This window comes from Roseateles chitinivorans (assembly GCF_050632235.1).
Taxonomy (GTDB): domain Bacteria; phylum Pseudomonadota; class Gammaproteobacteria; order Burkholderiales; family Burkholderiaceae_C; genus Roseateles; species Roseateles chitinivorans_A.
The window spans coordinates 2,269,761-2,285,909 of record NZ_CP192584.1 but is presented as its reverse complement, the minus strand read 5'-3'; the positions used below and the strand labels follow the sequence as shown (position 1 = coordinate 2,285,909).

Here is a 16,149-nt window from a genome sequence, read left to right as displayed (position 1 = left end):
TTTTAGCTTTTTTGCCTCTGGAGACTTCCGCATGGCCGACCCGATCCTGCTGGCCCGCCACGGCGACATCGAGTGCCAGCTGTTGCCCGCGCTGGCCAACCGCCACGGCCTGATCACCGGCGCGACCGGCACCGGGAAGACCATCAGCCTGCAGAAACTGGCGGAATCCTTCAGCCAGATGGGCGTCCCGGTCTTCATGGCGGACGTCAAGGGCGACCTGACCGGCATCTCGCAGGCCGGCGCGCCGTCGACCAAGCTGCTGGCGGTGCTCAAGGAGCGCGGCTTCGAACCGCCGGCGGCTATCGCCTGCCCGACGACGCTCTGGGACGTGTTCGGCGAGCAGGGCCATCCGGTGCGGGCGACGGTCTCCGACATGGGGCCGCTGCTGCTGTCGCGGATGCTGGCGCTCAACGAGACCCAGGGCGGCGTGCTGCAGATGGTCTTCAAGATCGCCGACGACCACGGCCTGGCGCTGCTGGACCTGAAGGACCTGCGCGCGATGCTGCAGCACGTCGGCGACAACGCCAGCGAGTTCACGACGCAGTACGGCAACGTCTCGGCGGCCAGCGTCGGCGCGATCCAGCGCGGGCTGCTGCAGATCGAGGCGCAAGGCGGCGACAAGTTCTTCGGCGAGCCGATGCTCGACATCCACGACTTCATGCAGACGTCGGATGGGCTCGGTGTCATCAACATCCTGGCCGCGGACAAGCTGATGGCCGCGCCGCGGCTGTACGCGACCTTCCTGCTGTGGATGCTGTCGGAGCTGTTCGAGGCGCTGCCCGAGGTGGGCGACCTGGACAAGCCCAAGCTGGTGTTCTTCTTCGACGAGGCGCACCTGCTGTTCAAGGACGCGCCAGCGGCGCTGGTGGAACGGATCGAACTGGTGGTGCGGCTGGTCCGCTCCAAGGGCGTGGGCGTCTACTTCGTGACGCAGAACCCGCTGGACATCCCGGACACGGTGCTGGGGCAGCTCGGCAACCGGGTGCAACATGCGTTGCGGGCGTTCACGCCTCGGGACCAGAAGGCCGTCAAGGCGGCGGCGGACACGATGCGGCCGAAACCGGGGCTGGACATCGCGATGGCCATCACCGAGCTGGGTGTCGGCGAGGCGCTGATCAGCCTGCTCGACGAGAAGGGCCGGCCCACCATCACCGAGCGGGTCTTCGTGCTGCCGCCAGGGAGCCAGATCGGCCCGATCACGCCGGAGCAGCGCCAGGCGCTGATCAAAGGCTCGCTGGTCGCCGGGGTCTATGAGAAACACATCGACCGCGAGTCGGCCTATGAAAAGCTGACCGGCCGGGCGTCCACGAGCGCCGACGCGGCGCCGCAGCCATCGCAGGCCGGATCGCCGCGCGGTGGCGCCGGTGCGGGGGCTATCGCCGACGAGGCGGACGAGGCCTTCCGCCGCGCGCCGACCACGGGCCGCGGTGGCGCGCCCGCCCCGGCGCCCGCACAGGACGACGGCGGCGGGCTGCTCGGCGGCCTGAAGGACGTGCTGTTCGGCAGCACCGGCCCGCGCGGCGGGCGTCACGAGGGGCTGGCGGAGACGGCGGCCAAGTCCGCGCTGCGCAGCATCGGATCGTCGGTGGGTCGGGAGATCGTCCGTGGCGTGCTGGGCAGCCTGCTGGGCGGCGGCGGTACTAAGCGCCGCCGCTGAGCTGGCGGCGCCGGGCGCCGCCTGGGCGGCCGAGCCGGCCCGGGCCACGATCGCCCCCGCCGTCCTGCCCGCCGCGGCCGCAAGACCCGACCCCGGGCCGTCGGACATCGCCTGGGTCTGGGACCACCACGCGCCGCCGGCCAGCGCCACGGCCTGGGCAGTCACCGTCACGCAGATGCGGTTGACGCCCGACGGCATCGAGGAGCAACCGCGACGGCAAGGCCTGCCCCCGCCGGGCGGGCGCCCGGTGACGCCGGTCGTGCATGTGGACCCGCTGCCCCAGGGCCGGCGGCCGGTGCCGGCAGGGGAGCTGTACGACGGCGCGGGCGCCAGCGCGTCGCCGGGACGCGCGCTCACCGAGCGCCAGACCCGCGCCATCGTCCAGCGTGTGCTGGACGCGGCCTCCCGTTCGACGAGCGGCTGGGTGCAGCTCGACTTCGAGGCCGTGCCCTCGCAGCGCGACAGCTATCACGCGCTGGTGCGCCAGCTGCGCGCGGCGCTGCCGGCGTCGACGCGGCTGTCGGTGACGCTGCTGGCCTGGCAATGCCGCAGCAGCGCCTGGATCACGCCGATCGCCGCCGACGAGGTCGTGCCGATGTTCTTCCGCCTGGGTCGCGACACGGCCCGCTGGCAGCGGGAGCTCGCCGAGGGCGCGGACACGCTGCACCCGCGCTGCCGCCACGAGGCCGCGGGGTTCTCACCGCAGGACACGCCGCCGGCGGACTGGCAGCGCCGCTGGCCGAAGCGCTACTGGTTCAACCTGGCACGTGGCAAGACGACGCGTTGGCCGCCCGAATGGGAAACGCGCATCTGGGGCGATGCGACGGCCTCCCCGGCCGCGACCAAGGGGCCACGACGGGCACCGCCACGGCCGCCCACACGACAACGCCTGCAACGTCATCACGCTGAAGAGGGAGACGATTCGATGACCACGACCACCCGCGCCAGGATCCGCCTGACGACGATCGCGCTGCTGCTCGCCGGCGGGGCCGCCACGGGGCCGGCCCGCGCCAGCGGCTTCGACGACGCCAACGACTTCGTCGCGGAGAGCCGCACCGAGATCCGGCTCGACCGCTACGTGCAGGGCCAGCTGGGCGTGGTGCTGCCGACGTATTCGCGGCCGATGCTGTACACGGCCTGGCGTGCGATCGCGAGCGCCGACGCGCACCGTCCGCTGGTGCCGATTGCTGGCGAGTGGCTGGACAAGGCCTGCTGCGACGCGGGGGCTGGTCAGTCCTCCTGGGAGCCCGAACGGCATCCGCCGGTAGCGGCCTGGCTGGCTGCGCGCAAGGAACTCGTCGCCGAGCTGCCGCGCTGGCGACCGGGCTCGATGAAGGAGACCGCCCCGCGCTCCTACGTCGAGTTCCTGAACTGTCCGGATGGCGCCTACGCCTTCGCGGTCGAGACGCTGGCGAGGCTGCGCCAGCGCCCGGACGCGACGCCCGCCCGCCTGCGCGCCTGGGTCGACGGCCAGGACCTCGTCTTCGCGCAGTGCGCGCCCGACCTCGCGGCCAAGACCTTCCCGGCGCCGAAGACACCGCCCGTCGCGCCGCCGGCGCTGACGGACCTGCCGGCGGACGAGGCGCTCGCCTGGCGTCAGGCGCGCCAGTACCAGCGCGCGGCGTCCGCCTTCTACAGCGGCGATTGGGCGGCGGCCGAGAGCGGCTTCGCCGCCATCGCCGCCGACGACAGCCATCCGTGGCAGGCCTGGGCGTCGCTCGCGCGGATGCGGACGCTGGTGCGCGAGGCCACGCTGGCCCTGCCCGCGCAAGGCAACGACGACGGCGCGCCGCAGCGGCTGTCGCCGGTGCTGCTCGACCGGCTGCAGCCGATGGCCGCGAAGATCGCCGCGCATGCGGACTGGACCGTCCAGCGACAGGCGGCGGAGAACCTCCTGAACCTCGTCCGCGCGTTGACCGAACCGGAGCGGCGCTTCACGCAGCTCACCCGGGAACTGGCGACGCTAGACAAGGCGCCGTCGCCCCAGGCGCTGGCGGACTGGGCGCGCATCGCCGATCACTGGCTGGACGGCGGCCGGGAGGACGTGCGGAGCGCGCGGGTCGCCAAGCTGGACGCGCTGCCGTTGATGGACTGGATCCGGACCTACAAGGCCTGCGGTGCGTCCTCCACCGCGACCCCGACGCCGGCGGTGCCCCCGCAGGCGGCGCGCTGGAAGGCGAAGCCCGAGAGCGTGCTGTGGCTGATTCCGGCGATGGCCTGCGCCGACGGCGCCAGGCTGGTGAAGGAGGCGGCGACCTGGAAGGCGATCCAGGCGGCGGCCGATCGCGTGCCGGTGTCGCATCCGGGCTGGATGACGGTGCGACTGGAGCAGGTCCGCCTGTTGCGTGAAGCCGGCGAGTTCGACCGGGCGCGATCCCAGCTGGCCGCCTTGACGGCGGCGCCGGGCGGACCGTCGACGACGGCGCGCAACCTGATCGCCGAGCAAGCCCTGAAGCTGGCGGCGACGCCGGCCGACGCGCTGCCGTGGCTGAGTCGCGAGTACGGGGCCTGGTCGCGCTTCAACGCCGGCGATGTGCCTTATCCCTACGACTTCCCGCCGCCGAAGCGGCGTGCCCTGGCCTTCGACGGCGCGGAGGTGCTGGTGCGGCGCTTCACGCTGGACGAATGGAAGGCCGCCGCCGAGTCGCCGGCCGTGACGCCGTCGGTGCGGGCGCAGGTGGCCTTCGGGCTGTGGTGGCGCGCGGACCTGCTGGGCCGCGTGGACCTCGCACGGAGCGCGGCCTCGACCTTGGCGACGCTGCTGCCACGCGCGGACGGGGAGACCTTGACCGGCCCCTATCTCCGCGCGACGACGGACGCGGAACGCCGGGGCGCGCTGTGGCGCGCGTCGGTGACGCGGCCGCGGCTGTCGGCCTCCTTGAGCGACGGTTCGGGATCGGCCGACGTCGCCGCCGACCTCACGGCCGCCGACCCGCAGGATGCCGCGGCCGGCATGTGGTGCCGGCTGGACACGTCGGGCGGCGGGGTCGACCCGGCGGCCGAGCTGGAGCCGGACCCGGTGCCCGGCGCCGGATCCGGCTGGCCGGCCCTGGAGGCCGTGGGGCGGGAACGCGCCGCGCTGCGCACGGTCGGCAGCGCGACCGGCGCCTATGCGAAGTGGGTGCTGGCCGAGAGCAAGCGCCCGGACCGTCCGGCCGACCTGCCCTGGCTGCTGTACGTCGGCATCCAGTCGACCAAGGGCGGCTGCGTGGACAAGGACAACAGTGCCCAGTCCAAGGCCATGTTCCAGACCCTGCACCGCCTGTACCCGAAGTCGGAATGGGCGAAGCGCTCGCCGTACTTCTACTGAGGCACGGCTTCGGTACTGCCACCGCCGCTGGCCCTCACCCCCACCCTCTCCCGCAAGCGGGAGAGGGAGCAAGAGGCTTCAGTACGTCCACGGCCGCTGCACTTCACGCCGTCCGGCCACCGTTCGCGCCGGAACCGGACGCCCTGTCGCAATCCCATGGCCGGCCCGGGCGGGCTCGAAGACAGTCGATCCATCGACAACGCACAGCCTCACGGAGCCCGCCATGACCCCCACCCCGATCCAGATCCTGTCCCACATCCCCGGCTTCGTCTGGGCGATCCTGGTGATGATCCTGTACTTCGGCCTCAAGCAGACCCGCGACACGGCGATGCGCGCCAAGCGCCTGATCGTGCTGCCGGCGCTGTGGCTGGTGTTCGGCGCCTGGGGCGTCGAGAAGAGCTTCGGCCTGGACGGCCTGGCGGGCCTGGCCTGGCTGCTGGGCATCGTCGCCAGCGTCCTGACGCTGCGCGCACTGCGCTGGCCCGGCAACGTGCGCTACGACGCCGGCAGCCGCCGCTTCATCGTCCCCGGCAGCTGGGTGCCGATGGCGCTGATGGCCGGCATCTTCGTCCTGAAGTTCGCCTCCGGCATGAGCCTGGCCCTGCATCCCGACTACGCCCGCAACCTCGCCTACGCGATCGGGTTCAGCGCCACCTTCGGCCTGTTCAGCGGCGCCTTCCTGGGCCGCGCCCTCAACATCCTGTCCCACCGCCCGCAGGCGTCCGCCGCCATCGCGGCCTGAGCGGGCAGACACCGGCACGGACGCCGGCACGCCCCAGGGCGCACCCCGCCCCTGGGCGCCCCTCGCACGCCCCCCGGCGGACCGCCCGGTCCGCCCGGGAGCAACCACTAGCCGCCTCCCCGGCGCCATCGCCGACACTCCGCCCCCATGAGCCCCCTGCCCCTCTCCCCGCCCGTGCGCTGGATCGTCCGGCACGTGCTCATCGTGCTCACGCTGACCGTGGTCATCTCCCTGGCGCTGGTGGCCATCTTCAACCAGCCCCTGCGCCCGACGCTGATCTACTGCTTCTTCATCTCGCTGTTCTGCGCCGCCAGCATCAACCTGCTGCGCTACGGCCTGGGCTGGGTCCGCTGGCGGCTGCTGGACCGCCTCGGCCGCGCGCCGGCCGAACCCTTCGACTGGCCGGGCTGGCCGCTGATGGTGCTGTGCCTGCTGCTGGGCACCGCCGTCGGCTACAGCCTGGGCGTGGAGGTCGCCAACATGGTGACCGGCCTGCAGGAGAAGAGCCTGCTCTCCAGCCCCTTGCGCCGCGTGTTCAGCGTGATGGTGATCGCGCTGATCCCGGGCTTCGGCGCGACGCTGTTCTTCCTGTCCCGCCACCGCATCGCCGCGGCCGAGGCCCGCGCGGAGACCCTGCGCCGCCAGGCCGCCGAGACGCAGCTGCGGCTGCTGGAGTCGCAGCTCGAGCCGCACATGCTGTTCAACACGCTCGCCAACCTGCGGGTGCTGATCGGGATGGACACGGACCGGGCGCAGGCGATGCTGGACCACCTGATCGCCTTCCTGCGCGCCACGCTGTCGGGCTCCCGCGCCGAACGCCATCCGCTCAAGGACGAGTTCGCCCGCATCGCCGACTACCTGGCGCTGATGCAGGTCCGCATGGGGTCGCGGCTGCGTTTCGAATTCGAGCTGCCCGACGCGCTGCGCGAGGTCCCGGTGCCGCCGCTGCTGCTGCAGCCGCTGGTGGAGAACGCCATCAAGCACGGCCTGGAACCGCACGTCGGCGGCGGCACGCTGCGGGTGCGCGCGGCCGAGGCCGAGGGCCAGCTGTGGCTGGACGTCGAGGACGACGGCGCCGGTTTCGACGCCGAGGCCGCCCGCTCGCCCGAAGGCGGCTTCGGCACCGTGCAGGTCCGCGACCGGCTGGCGGTCGCGTGCGGACCGCAGGCACGGCTGGAACTCACCCGGCTGGACCTGTCGCGCCCGGCGGGCGGCGGCACGCGGGCGCGGATCCGCATGCCGCTGCTCTCGCCCACGCCCACGTCCACGTCCGCGGCGTCCGGCCCCGCCCCCGGCACCGCGCCCTGAACCGATCCGATCTTCCTGGAGGAATGCCCATGCCCACCGCCCTGATTGCCGAAGACGAGGAACTGCTGGCCGCGCACCTGCGGCAGGAACTGAAGGCGCTCTGGCCCGAGCTGCAGATCGTCGCGATGGCCGCGCACGGCGAGGAAGCCGTGACGATGGCGCTGACGCACCGGCCGGACGTCTGCTTCCTCGACATCCGCATGCCCGGCATGACCGGCCTCGAAGCGGCCGCGCAGCTCGCGGACGACTGGGAGGACACGGCGGCGGGCGGCTCGCCCTTCCCGCTGCTGGTCTTCGTGACGGCCTACGACCAGTTCGCGCTGCAGGCCTTCGACCGCGCGGCAGTGGATTACGTGCTCAAGCCGGTGCAGCGGGAACGGCTCGCGCAGACGGTGTCACGCCTGAAGGCCGCGCTCGCGCAGCGACAGCAGCCGCCCGCGGCCCTCGAATCGGCCATCGAGCAGTTGCGGGGACTGCTGGGCGTCCCGGCGGCCCCCGCGGCCGGGGGAACGGCCGCCGCGGCCCCGGCGGGCGCCCCCGCCGCGACGGGCGGCCCCGCGACGCCGCTGCGGCACCTGCAGGTCGGCGTCGGCGAGTCCATCGTGCTGGTGCCGGTCGACGACGTCGTGTACCTGGAAGCGGCGGACAAGTACGTCCGCGTGCTGACCGCCGACCAGGAGTACCTGGTGCGCATCTCGCTGCGCGAGTTGCTTCCCCAGCTCGACACCGACCGCTTCTGGCAGGTCCACCGCGGCCACATCGTGCACGTGGACGCGATCGAGCGCGTGCACCGCGACGACACCGGCAAGCTCACCCTGCGGCTGCGCCGCCGGCCCGAGCGGCTGGCGGTGAGCCGGATGTACGGGCATCTGTTCCGGGCGATGTGAACATCCACGCCCGGGAGAGGCCCTGCCGGACGGCACGTAGAATCGTCCGCCTCTCTTGAGACTCCACCCATCGATGTCCAGCCCTGACAAGACCGCCGGCGCGAACGCGCCCGACAAGACGGACGCCGCCGTCAAGCCCAGCAACTTCCTGCGCGCGATCATCGAGCGCGACCTGGAGCAGGGCTTCCAGCCGGCGCGCCACTTCGGCGGCAGCCCGGGCGACGCGGCGCACCACGCCGCCGGCCCGCTGGACCCGGCGAAGATCCGCACCCGCTTCCCGCCAGAGCCCAACGGCTACCTGCACATCGGCCACGCCAAGGCGATCTGCCTGAACTTCGGCCTGGCGCGCGACTACGGCGGCATCTGCCACCTGCGCTTCGACGACACCAACCCGGAGAAGGAAGAGCAGGAGTACGTCGACGCGATCAAGGAGATGGTCGCGTGGCTGGGCTGGCGCTGGGACGCGCCCGGCGTCGACGGCCAGGAGACCAGCCACCTCTACTACGCCAGCAACTACTTCGACCTGATGTACCGGGGCGCCGAGTACCTGGTGTCGCAGGGCCTGGCCTACGTCGACGAGCAGTCGCCCGAGGACATGCGCGCCAACCGCGGCGACTTCGGCACGCCGGGCAAGAACAGCCCGTTCCGCGACCGCACGCCCGAGCAACACCTGGCCCGCCTGCGCGAGATGCGCGACGGCAAGCACCCGGACGGCTCGATGGTGCTGCGCGCCAAGATCGACATGGCGTCGCCCAACATCAACCTGCGCGACCCGGCGCTGTACCGCATCCGCCGCGCGACCCACCACAACACCGGCGACCAGTGGTGCATCTACCCGATGTACACCTACGCGCATCCGATCGAGGACGCGCTGGAGTGCATCACCCACAGCGTCTGCACGCTGGAGTTCGAGGACCAGCGCCCGTTCTACGACTGGCTGGTCGAGCACCTGGCCGAAGGCGGCCTGCTCGCGCGCCCGCTGCCGCACCAGTATGAATTCGGCCGGCTGAACCTGACCTACGTCGTCACCAGCAAGCGCAAGCTGCGCCAGCTGGTCGAGGAAGGCCACGTGGCCGGCTGGGACGACCCGCGCATGCCCACGCTGGTCGGCATGCGCCGTCGCGGCTACACGCCGGAAGCGATCCGCGCGATGGTCGAGAGCACCGGCGCGTCCAAGACCAACGCCTGGATCGAGTACGCGGTGCTGGACGGCTACCTGCGCGCCGACCTCGAAGGCAAGGCCGCCCGCGCGATGGCGGTGCTGGATCCGGTGAAGCTCAAGCTCGAGAACTATGCCGAGATCTTCGGCTCGACCGACCACCGCGAGCCCTGCTCGGCGCCGGCCCATCCGCATGTGCCGGAACTCGGCACGCGGTCGTTCAGCCTCGGCCCCGAGCTGTGTATCGAGCGCGAGGACTTCATGGAAGTCCCGTCCAAGGGCTACCACCGCCTGTTCCCCGGCAACAAGGCGCGCCTGAAGTACGGCTACATCATCGAGTGCACCGGCTGCGAGAAGGAGGCCGACGGCACCATCACCGCGGTGCTGGCCAAGCTGGTCCCGGACACGAAGAGCGGCACGCCCGGCGCGGACGCGGTCAAGGTCAAGGGCGTCATCACCTGGGTCGGCGTGCATGAAGGCATCGCCACCGAGCTGCGCCTGTACGACCGGCTGTTCACCGAAGCCCAGCCCGACGCCAGCGACCGCAACTTCCTGGAGCTGCTGAACCCGGCGTCCAAGCGCGTGGCGACCGGCTATCTGGAACCGTCGCTGAAGGACGTCGCGCCGGACACCAAGGTCCAGTTCGAGCGCCATGGCTACTTCGTCGCCGATCGCGTCGACCACCGCGCGGGAGCGCCGGTGTTCAACAAGATCACCGGACTGCGCGACAACTTCGCGAAGTAAGTCTGTCCGGACACTGTCCGTCCGAGTGTCCGCGGACACTCGGCGGGCGGACCTCGATGACGGCAAGTCATTGATCTGACAAGGACTATTGAGGAATCGCGGCCTGGCACAGGGCTTGCGATCCAGTGCGGTATCGATCACACGACACCGCCCTCGGACACCTCAATGATTCGCGACACCTCCGGACAGGACGTCCCCCTCGCCCGCCCCCAAGGACGCCGCCGCCTCTGGCTGGCACTGGCCGGCGCGGGACTGCTGATCGCCGCGTTCGCCGCCGCGCCCGCCGTGCAGCGGATGCTGGGCAGCGGCAACTCGGTCAGCCTGCAGCGCCTGTCGGTCGCCCCCGTCGAGATCGGTCCGCTGGTGCGCGACGTCGCCGGCGAAGGCAAGGTCGTCGCCGCGATGAGCCCCACCGTCTACGCGCTGCACGGCGGCAACCTGGTGCTCAAGGTGAAGGCCGGCGACAAGGTCGCCAAGGACCAGCTGCTGGGCGTCATCGACAGCCCCGACCTGCGCGCCAAGCTCGCGCAGGAGCAGAGCAACGCGGACGCGCTGCGGACCGAGGCGCTGCGCGCCGAGGTGGACGGCCGCGAGCAGCGCGCCGCCCTGCGCTCGTCGTATGAGAACGCCGCGATCGACCTGCAGACCGCGCGCAATGACCTGGACCGCCAGACCAAGGCCTTCGACGCCGGCGCCGTCGCCGGCATGCAGGTCGAGAAGGCCCGCGACGCGATGGAGAAGGCCCGCATCACCGCGGCCCACGCACAGGCCGGGCTCGGTCTCAAGGACGACAGCCTGAAGTTCGAGCTCCAGTCCAAGCAGCAGGCGCTGCAACGCCAGCAGCTGCTGGTCAAGGACCTGGAGCGCCAGGTCGCCGAACTCGAACTGCACTCGCCGGTGGACGGCCAGGTCGGCCAGCTGCTGGTGGCCGAACGCGCCAACGTCGCGGCCGGCGTGGGCCTGCTCACCGTCGTCGACCTGACGGCGCTGGAAGTGCAGATGCAGGTGCCCGAGAGCTTCGCCCGCGACCTCGCCATCGGCATGCCGGGCGAGATCTCCGGCAACGGCCGGCAGTGGAAGGGCCTGGTCAGCACGGTCTCGCCGGAGGTCGTCAACAACGAGGTCGCCGCGCGCCTGCGCTTCGACGGCGCCACGCCCGACCAGCTGCGCCAGAACCAGCGCCTCTCGGTGCGCGTGCTGCTGGACAAGCGAGACAAGGTGCTGACCGTGGCGCGCGGCAGTTTCGTCGAGGACGGCGGCGGCCGCTTCGTCTACGTCGTGCAGGACGGGCAGGCGGTCAAGCGTCCGATCCGGCTGGGTGCGCAAAGCCTGTCCAAGGTCGAGATCCTGGAAGGCCTCAAGCCCGGCGAGCAAGTCGTCATCGCCGGCACCCAGGCCTTCGAGGGCGCCGAGCGCGTCACGCTGAGCCCGTGAGTCCGTGAGCCCTCGGCCATCGACGCTCCGCCGCTTCCTCTTTCAACGATTCCCACCCCATCACCGTCCGCGAGGAACCTCATGCTGAAGATGCAATCGCTCTCCAAGGTCTACCGCACCGAAATGATCGAGACCTACGCCCTGCGCGAGTTCAACCTGGACGTGCGCGAAGGCGAGTTCGTCGCGGTGACCGGCCCGTCGGGCTCGGGCAAGACGACCTTCCTGACCATTGCCGGCCTGCTCGAGGCCTTCACCGGCGGCCGCTACCAGCTCGACGGCGTGGACGTCAGCGGCATGGACGACACGCAACGTTCGCGCATGCGCAACGAGAAGATCGGCTTCATCTTCCAGGCCTTCAACCTGATCCCCGACCTGAATGTGCTGGACAACATCGAGGTGCCGCTGCGCTACCGCGGCATGAAGGCCGCCGAGCGCCAGCAGCGCGCCCGCGACGCGCTGGCCCGCGTGGGCCTGTCAGCGCGCGAGCGCCACTACCCCGCCGAACTCTCCGGCGGCCAGCAGCAGCGCGTGGCCATCGCCCGCGCGCTGGCCGGCTCGCCGCGACTGCTGCTCGCCGACGAACCGACCGGCAACCTCGACAGCGCGATGGCGCGCAGCGTCATGGACCTGCTCGAGGAACTGCACCGCGACGGCGCCACCATCGTCATGGTCACCCACGATCCGCAGCTCGCCGCGCGCGCGCAGCGCAACGTGCACGTGATCGACGGCCAGGTCGTCGACATCGCCGCCGAGCTCCACATGGACCCCGAGCTGCTGCGCGCGGCCAAGTCCTTCACACCGACGTCCGCCTGATCCGGTCCCGACCCCGTCCGACCATGAAACTGTCCTTCCCTTCAAGGCGTGCGATGGTCCCGGCGATCATGCCGGCGATCGCGGCGGCGCTGCTCTGCGCCGGCGGCTGCCTGCCGGCCGCCGCCGAGGACCTGCTCGAGATCTACGCGCAGGCGCGCGCCGCCGATCCCGTGCTGGCCGGCGCCCGCGCGGTGCGCGGCGAGCAGCAGGAACTCGCCGTCCAGGCCCGCGCGCAGCTGCTGCCGCAGTGGTCCGCGCAGTTGAGCGAATCGCACACCCGCGACGACGGCCGCCAGCATCAGCTGACGCACAGCCTCAACCAGGTCCTCGTCGACCTGAGCCGGCTGCGCAGCTGGGACGCCGCCAAGACCCTGGTCACCGCCGAGGACGCCCGCGTGCGCGCCGCCGAGGCCGATCTCTGCGCCCGCGTCGCCCGCGCCTACTTCGGCGTGCTGAACGCGCAGGCCACCTTGCAGACCGCGCAGGCGATCGAGGACGTCTACGGCCAGCAGGTCGCGCAGGCGCAGTCGCGCTTCGACGCGCAGCTGTCGGCCTCGCTGGACGTCGAACAGGGCCGCGCGTATTACGAGCTCGCCCGCGGCAACACGGCCTCGGTGCGCGAGGAGCTCCTCGACGCGCGCCAGGCGCTGGCGCAGATCACCGGCCGCATGCCGGGCGAGCTCAAGCCGCTGGCGCCCGACCTCGCGATGCTGATGCCCGATCCGGCCGATCCCGAGGCCTGGGTCACGCAGGCGCTGCGCGACAACCCGTCGCTGCAGGCCGCCGCGCTGGCGGTGAGCGCGGGCGACCAGCGCGTCGCCGCCGCGCGCGCCGCGCATCTGCCGACGCTGAGCGCGGGCCTCGACGGCCAGCGGCTGTCGGGCCCGGCCGTCGCGCCGCAGGACTCGGGGCGCTACACGACGACGGTCGGCCTGAAGCTGACGATCCCGATCTTCGCCGGCGGCGCGACCGAGTCGCAGAAGCGTCAGGCGATCTACCAGCGCGAGCAGTTGCGCGACGACCTCGAAAGCGCGCGCCGGTCCATGACACGCGAGACGCAGGCGCAGTACCAGGCGGTGCTGTCCGCGCTGAGCCAGATGCGCACGGCCGGCGCCGCGGTGCAGGCGGCGGAGAAGGCGCTGGCCTCCACGCGCAGCGGCCTGGACCTGGGTCTGCGCACGATGACCGACCTGCTGCTCGCGATCCAGACGCAGAGCAACGCCCGCAACGCCTGGGAACAGGCGCGCCATCGCTACGTGCTGTCCAAGCTGCTGCTGCAGCAGGCGGCCGGCGCGCTCGGCGAGCCGGAACTCGCGTCCGTGAACACGCTGCTGAGCGCCGCGCCCATGCCATCGCCCGCGACATCGCCCGCGACATCGACATCGACATCGACGTCGGCCAGGACGACGGCCTCGTCCATCAAGCCGTGAGCTGAGAGAGGACTCCCCATGCTGACCTACTACCTCGAACTCGCCCTGCGCGCCATGCGCAGCCACCGTGGCCTGACGGTGCTGATGCTGCTGTCGATCGCGATGGGCGTGGCCGCCTGCATGACGACGCTGACGGTGTTCCACGTCATGTCCGGCGATCCGATCCCGCACAAGAGCAGCCGGCTCTTCAACGTGCAGCTCGACGCCGAGTCCAAGCGCGACTGGAAGCCGGGCGACGAGCCCGAGCTGCAGCTCACCCGCTTCGACGCCGAGCAGCTGCTGCGCGCCAAGCGCGCGGTGCACCAGGTCATCATGACCGGCTCGTTCATCGCGGTCGATCCGGCCGGCTCGGGCGACGCCGCGCAGCCGCCGTTCTTCACCGGTGGACGCTGGACGACGGCGGACTTCTTCGCGATGTTCGACGCCCCGTTCCGCTACGGCAACGGCTGGTCCGCCGCGGACGACACCTCGGAAGCGCGCGTCGCGGTCATCTCCACCGAGCTCAACGACAAGCTCTTCGGCGGCCAGGACAGCCGCGGCAAAACGGTGCGGCTGCGCGACAAGGACTTCACCGTCGTCGGCGTGCTCAAGCCCTTCCGTCCCGCCCCGCACTATTACGACCTGACCCTGGGCGCCTACGCGAAGGCGGCGGACGTCTACATCCCGCTGTCGACCTCGCTGTCGCTGCGGTTCGGCGCCGCGGGCAACATGAGCTGCTGGGGCCGGACCGACGGCGTCGATCCGCGCTCGCCCAACGCGCCGTGCGCGTGGCTGCAGTACTGGGTGCAGCTCGACACGCCCCAGCAGGTCGCGGACTACAAGACCTACCTGACGCAGTATTCCGACCAGCAGCGCGAGGCCGGCCGCTTCGAGCGTCCGTCCAACCCCAAGCTCAGCGGCGTCAACGAATGGCTCGCGATCCGCAAGGTCGTGCCCAGCGACATCAAGCTGCAGGTGCTGCTGGCCTTCGGCTTCCTGGCCGTGTGCCTGACCAACACCGTCGGCCTGCTGCTGGCCAAGTGCCTGCGCCGCAGCGGGGAGATCGGCGTGCGCCGCGCCCTGGGCGCGCCGCGGCGCCAGATCTTCCTGCAGTTCCTCGTCGAGGCCGGCACGCTCGGCCTGGTGGGCGGCCTGCTGGGCCTGGCGCTGACCTGGGTCGGCCTGTGGGTGGTGCGGCAGAACCCGTCGGACTACGCCCAGCTCGCGCAGCTGGACTGGCAGATGCTGGCGACCACGCTGGGCGTCTCGCTCGCGGCCAGCCTGCTGGCCGGCCTGCTGCCCGCGTGGCGCGCGTGCCAGATCACGCCCGCCATCCAGTTGAAGACGCAATGAGGCCCTGAGGAGCTCACCATGGACATCCTGCCCATCCTGTCGACGCTCAAGCGTCACAAGACCGCCGCCGGCCTCATCGTGCTGCAGATCGCGCTGACCTGCGCGATCGTGTGCAACGCGCTGTTCCTGATCTTCCAGCGCGTCGAGCGCATCACCGCCGAGACCGGCATCGCCGAGTCGGAACTGGCCACGCTCTCGCTGTCCAGCATGGCGCGCGTCGAGAACCCCGAGCCGCAGACGCAGGCCGACCTGGCCGCACTGCGGCAGGTGCCGGGCGTGGCCTCGGTCACGCTGACCAACCAGTACGCCTATGGCCGCAGCTCCAACAACTCCGGCGTGCGACTGAGCGCGGACACCAACCAGTCCAGCCGCGTCACGGGCAGCCACTACACCGTCGGACCGGACTTCATCAAGACCATGGGACTGCGGCTGGTCGAGGGGCGCGACTTCGAGGCCAACGAGTTCGTCCCGGGCTCCACCCTGGACACCAATCCCGATCCGCGCGTTCCAGCGGTGATCATCAACAAGAAAATGGCCGAGCGGCTCTGGCCCGGCGAGTCCGCGGTGGGCAAGGCGATCTACGTCTACGGCAACGAGCCGCAGCGCGTCGTCGGCGTCGTGCAGGACCTGCCCTCGCCCAACCCGGGCTCGCAGGACGAGAACGCGCTGCACACGATGATGTTCCCGGTGCAGCCGAGCTTCCGGGGCGGCAACTTCATGATCCGCGTCTCGCCGGGCGCCAACCCCGAGACCGTGCTGAAAGCCGCGGGCGAGAAGCTGCTGGCCAACAGCCCCGGCCTGCGCCGCGTGATCCGCGACCAGGACGGCATCGTCAAGCTGCGCAGCAACTACTACCGCCAGGACCGCTCGATGATCCAGCTGCTGGCCGGCGTCTGCGTCGGGCTGCTGGTGGTGACGGCCTTCGGCATCGTCGGCCTGGCGAGCTTCTGGGTGCAGCAGCGCACGCGGATGATCGGCACGCGGCGCGCGCTGGGCGCCACGCGCGGCCAGATCCTGCGCTACTTCCAGACCGAGAACCTGCTGCTGTCCACCGCCGGCATCGTGCTGGGCATGGTCGGCGCGTACGGCATCAGCCTGCTGCTGATGCGCAGCTACGAGCTGCCGCGCCTGCCCCTCGTCTACCTGCCGCTCGGCGCGCTGGTGTTGTGGGCGCTCGGCCAGATCGCGGTGTTCGGGCCGGCGCGCCGCGCCGCCGCCCTGCCGCCGGTGGCCGCGCTGCGCGGCGGCTGAACGCCGGCTCATCGCTGTTGCGCCGTCCTCGTTCCGACGGCGGTTTCTCTGCGGCGCGGGGCTCCCGCGCCGCCTCTCATCC

General features: G+C 71.5%; 11 protein-coding genes. All 11 read left to right on the top strand.

Translation table 11 applies throughout. The annotated features are described in order from the left end of the window. Positions 1-31 precede the first annotated feature (31 nt). The 11 genes from ACQ859_RS10250 to ACQ859_RS10200 all read left to right on the top strand — a co-directional run bounded on the left by ACQ859_RS10250 (position 32) and on the right by ACQ859_RS10200 (position 16,067). On the top strand, positions 32-1,657 hold the full coding sequence (locus ACQ859_RS10250) for a helicase HerA-like domain-containing protein (protein WP_431265684.1): 1,626 nt from the start codon (positions 32-34) through the stop codon (positions 1,655-1,657). After that, positions 1,605-4,967 carry a hypothetical protein gene (locus ACQ859_RS10245; protein WP_431265683.1) on the top strand — a complete coding sequence of 1,121 codons (3,363 nt, stop codon included), beginning with the start codon at positions 1,605-1,607 and terminating at the stop codon, positions 4,965-4,967. Before ACQ859_RS10250 ends, ACQ859_RS10245 begins: the two co-directional genes overlap by 53 nt. 223 nt (positions 4,968-5,190) lie before the next feature. After that, positions 5,191-5,709: a DUF6622 family protein gene (locus ACQ859_RS10240; RefSeq protein ID WP_431265682.1), complete on the top strand. Its 519-nt coding sequence runs from the start codon at positions 5,191-5,193 to the stop codon at positions 5,707-5,709. Positions 5,710-5,856: 147 nt separating this feature from the next. Beyond that, positions 5,857-7,017, top strand: coding sequence for a sensor histidine kinase (locus tag ACQ859_RS10235; RefSeq protein ID WP_431265681.1), 1,161 nt, complete (start codon positions 5,857-5,859; stop codon positions 7,015-7,017). A 23-nt stretch (positions 7,018-7,040) separates the two neighbouring features. Continuing rightward, positions 7,041-7,904, top strand: a complete 864-nt coding sequence (locus ACQ859_RS10230) for a LytR/AlgR family response regulator transcription factor (RefSeq protein ID WP_431265680.1) — start codon at positions 7,041-7,043, stop codon at positions 7,902-7,904. A 73-nt stretch (positions 7,905-7,977) separates the two neighbouring features. Then, entirely contained in the window at positions 7,978-9,807 is a 1,830-nt protein-coding gene (locus ACQ859_RS10225) for a glutamine--tRNA ligase/YqeY domain fusion protein (protein ID WP_431265679.1), read from the top strand. 165 nt (positions 9,808-9,972) lie between these two features. Then, complete coding sequence (locus ACQ859_RS10220) at positions 9,973-11,241, top strand: efflux RND transporter periplasmic adaptor subunit (RefSeq protein ID WP_431265678.1); 1,269 nt, start codon at positions 9,973-9,975, stop codon at positions 11,239-11,241. An 81-nt stretch (positions 11,242-11,322) separates the two neighbouring features. Continuing rightward, positions 11,323-12,054 carry an ABC transporter ATP-binding protein gene (locus ACQ859_RS10215; protein ID WP_431048130.1) on the top strand — a complete coding sequence of 244 codons (732 nt, stop codon included), beginning with the start codon at positions 11,323-11,325 and terminating at the stop codon, positions 12,052-12,054. A gap of 23 nt (positions 12,055-12,077) precedes the next feature. Then, positions 12,078-13,484: a TolC family outer membrane protein gene (locus ACQ859_RS10210; RefSeq protein ID WP_431265677.1), complete on the top strand. Its 1,407-nt coding sequence runs from the start codon at positions 12,078-12,080 to the stop codon at positions 13,482-13,484. A gap of 18 nt (positions 13,485-13,502) precedes the next feature. Beyond that, on the top strand, positions 13,503-14,816 hold the full coding sequence (locus ACQ859_RS10205; protein WP_431265676.1) for an ABC transporter permease: 1,314 nt from the start codon (positions 13,503-13,505) through the stop codon (positions 14,814-14,816). An 18-nt stretch (positions 14,817-14,834) separates the two neighbouring features. Beyond that, a complete protein-coding gene (locus ACQ859_RS10200) occupies positions 14,835-16,067 on the top strand; it encodes an ABC transporter permease (protein WP_431265675.1) in 1,233 nt (410 codons plus the stop codon). The last annotated feature ends 82 nt before the right edge of the window (positions 16,068-16,149 follow it).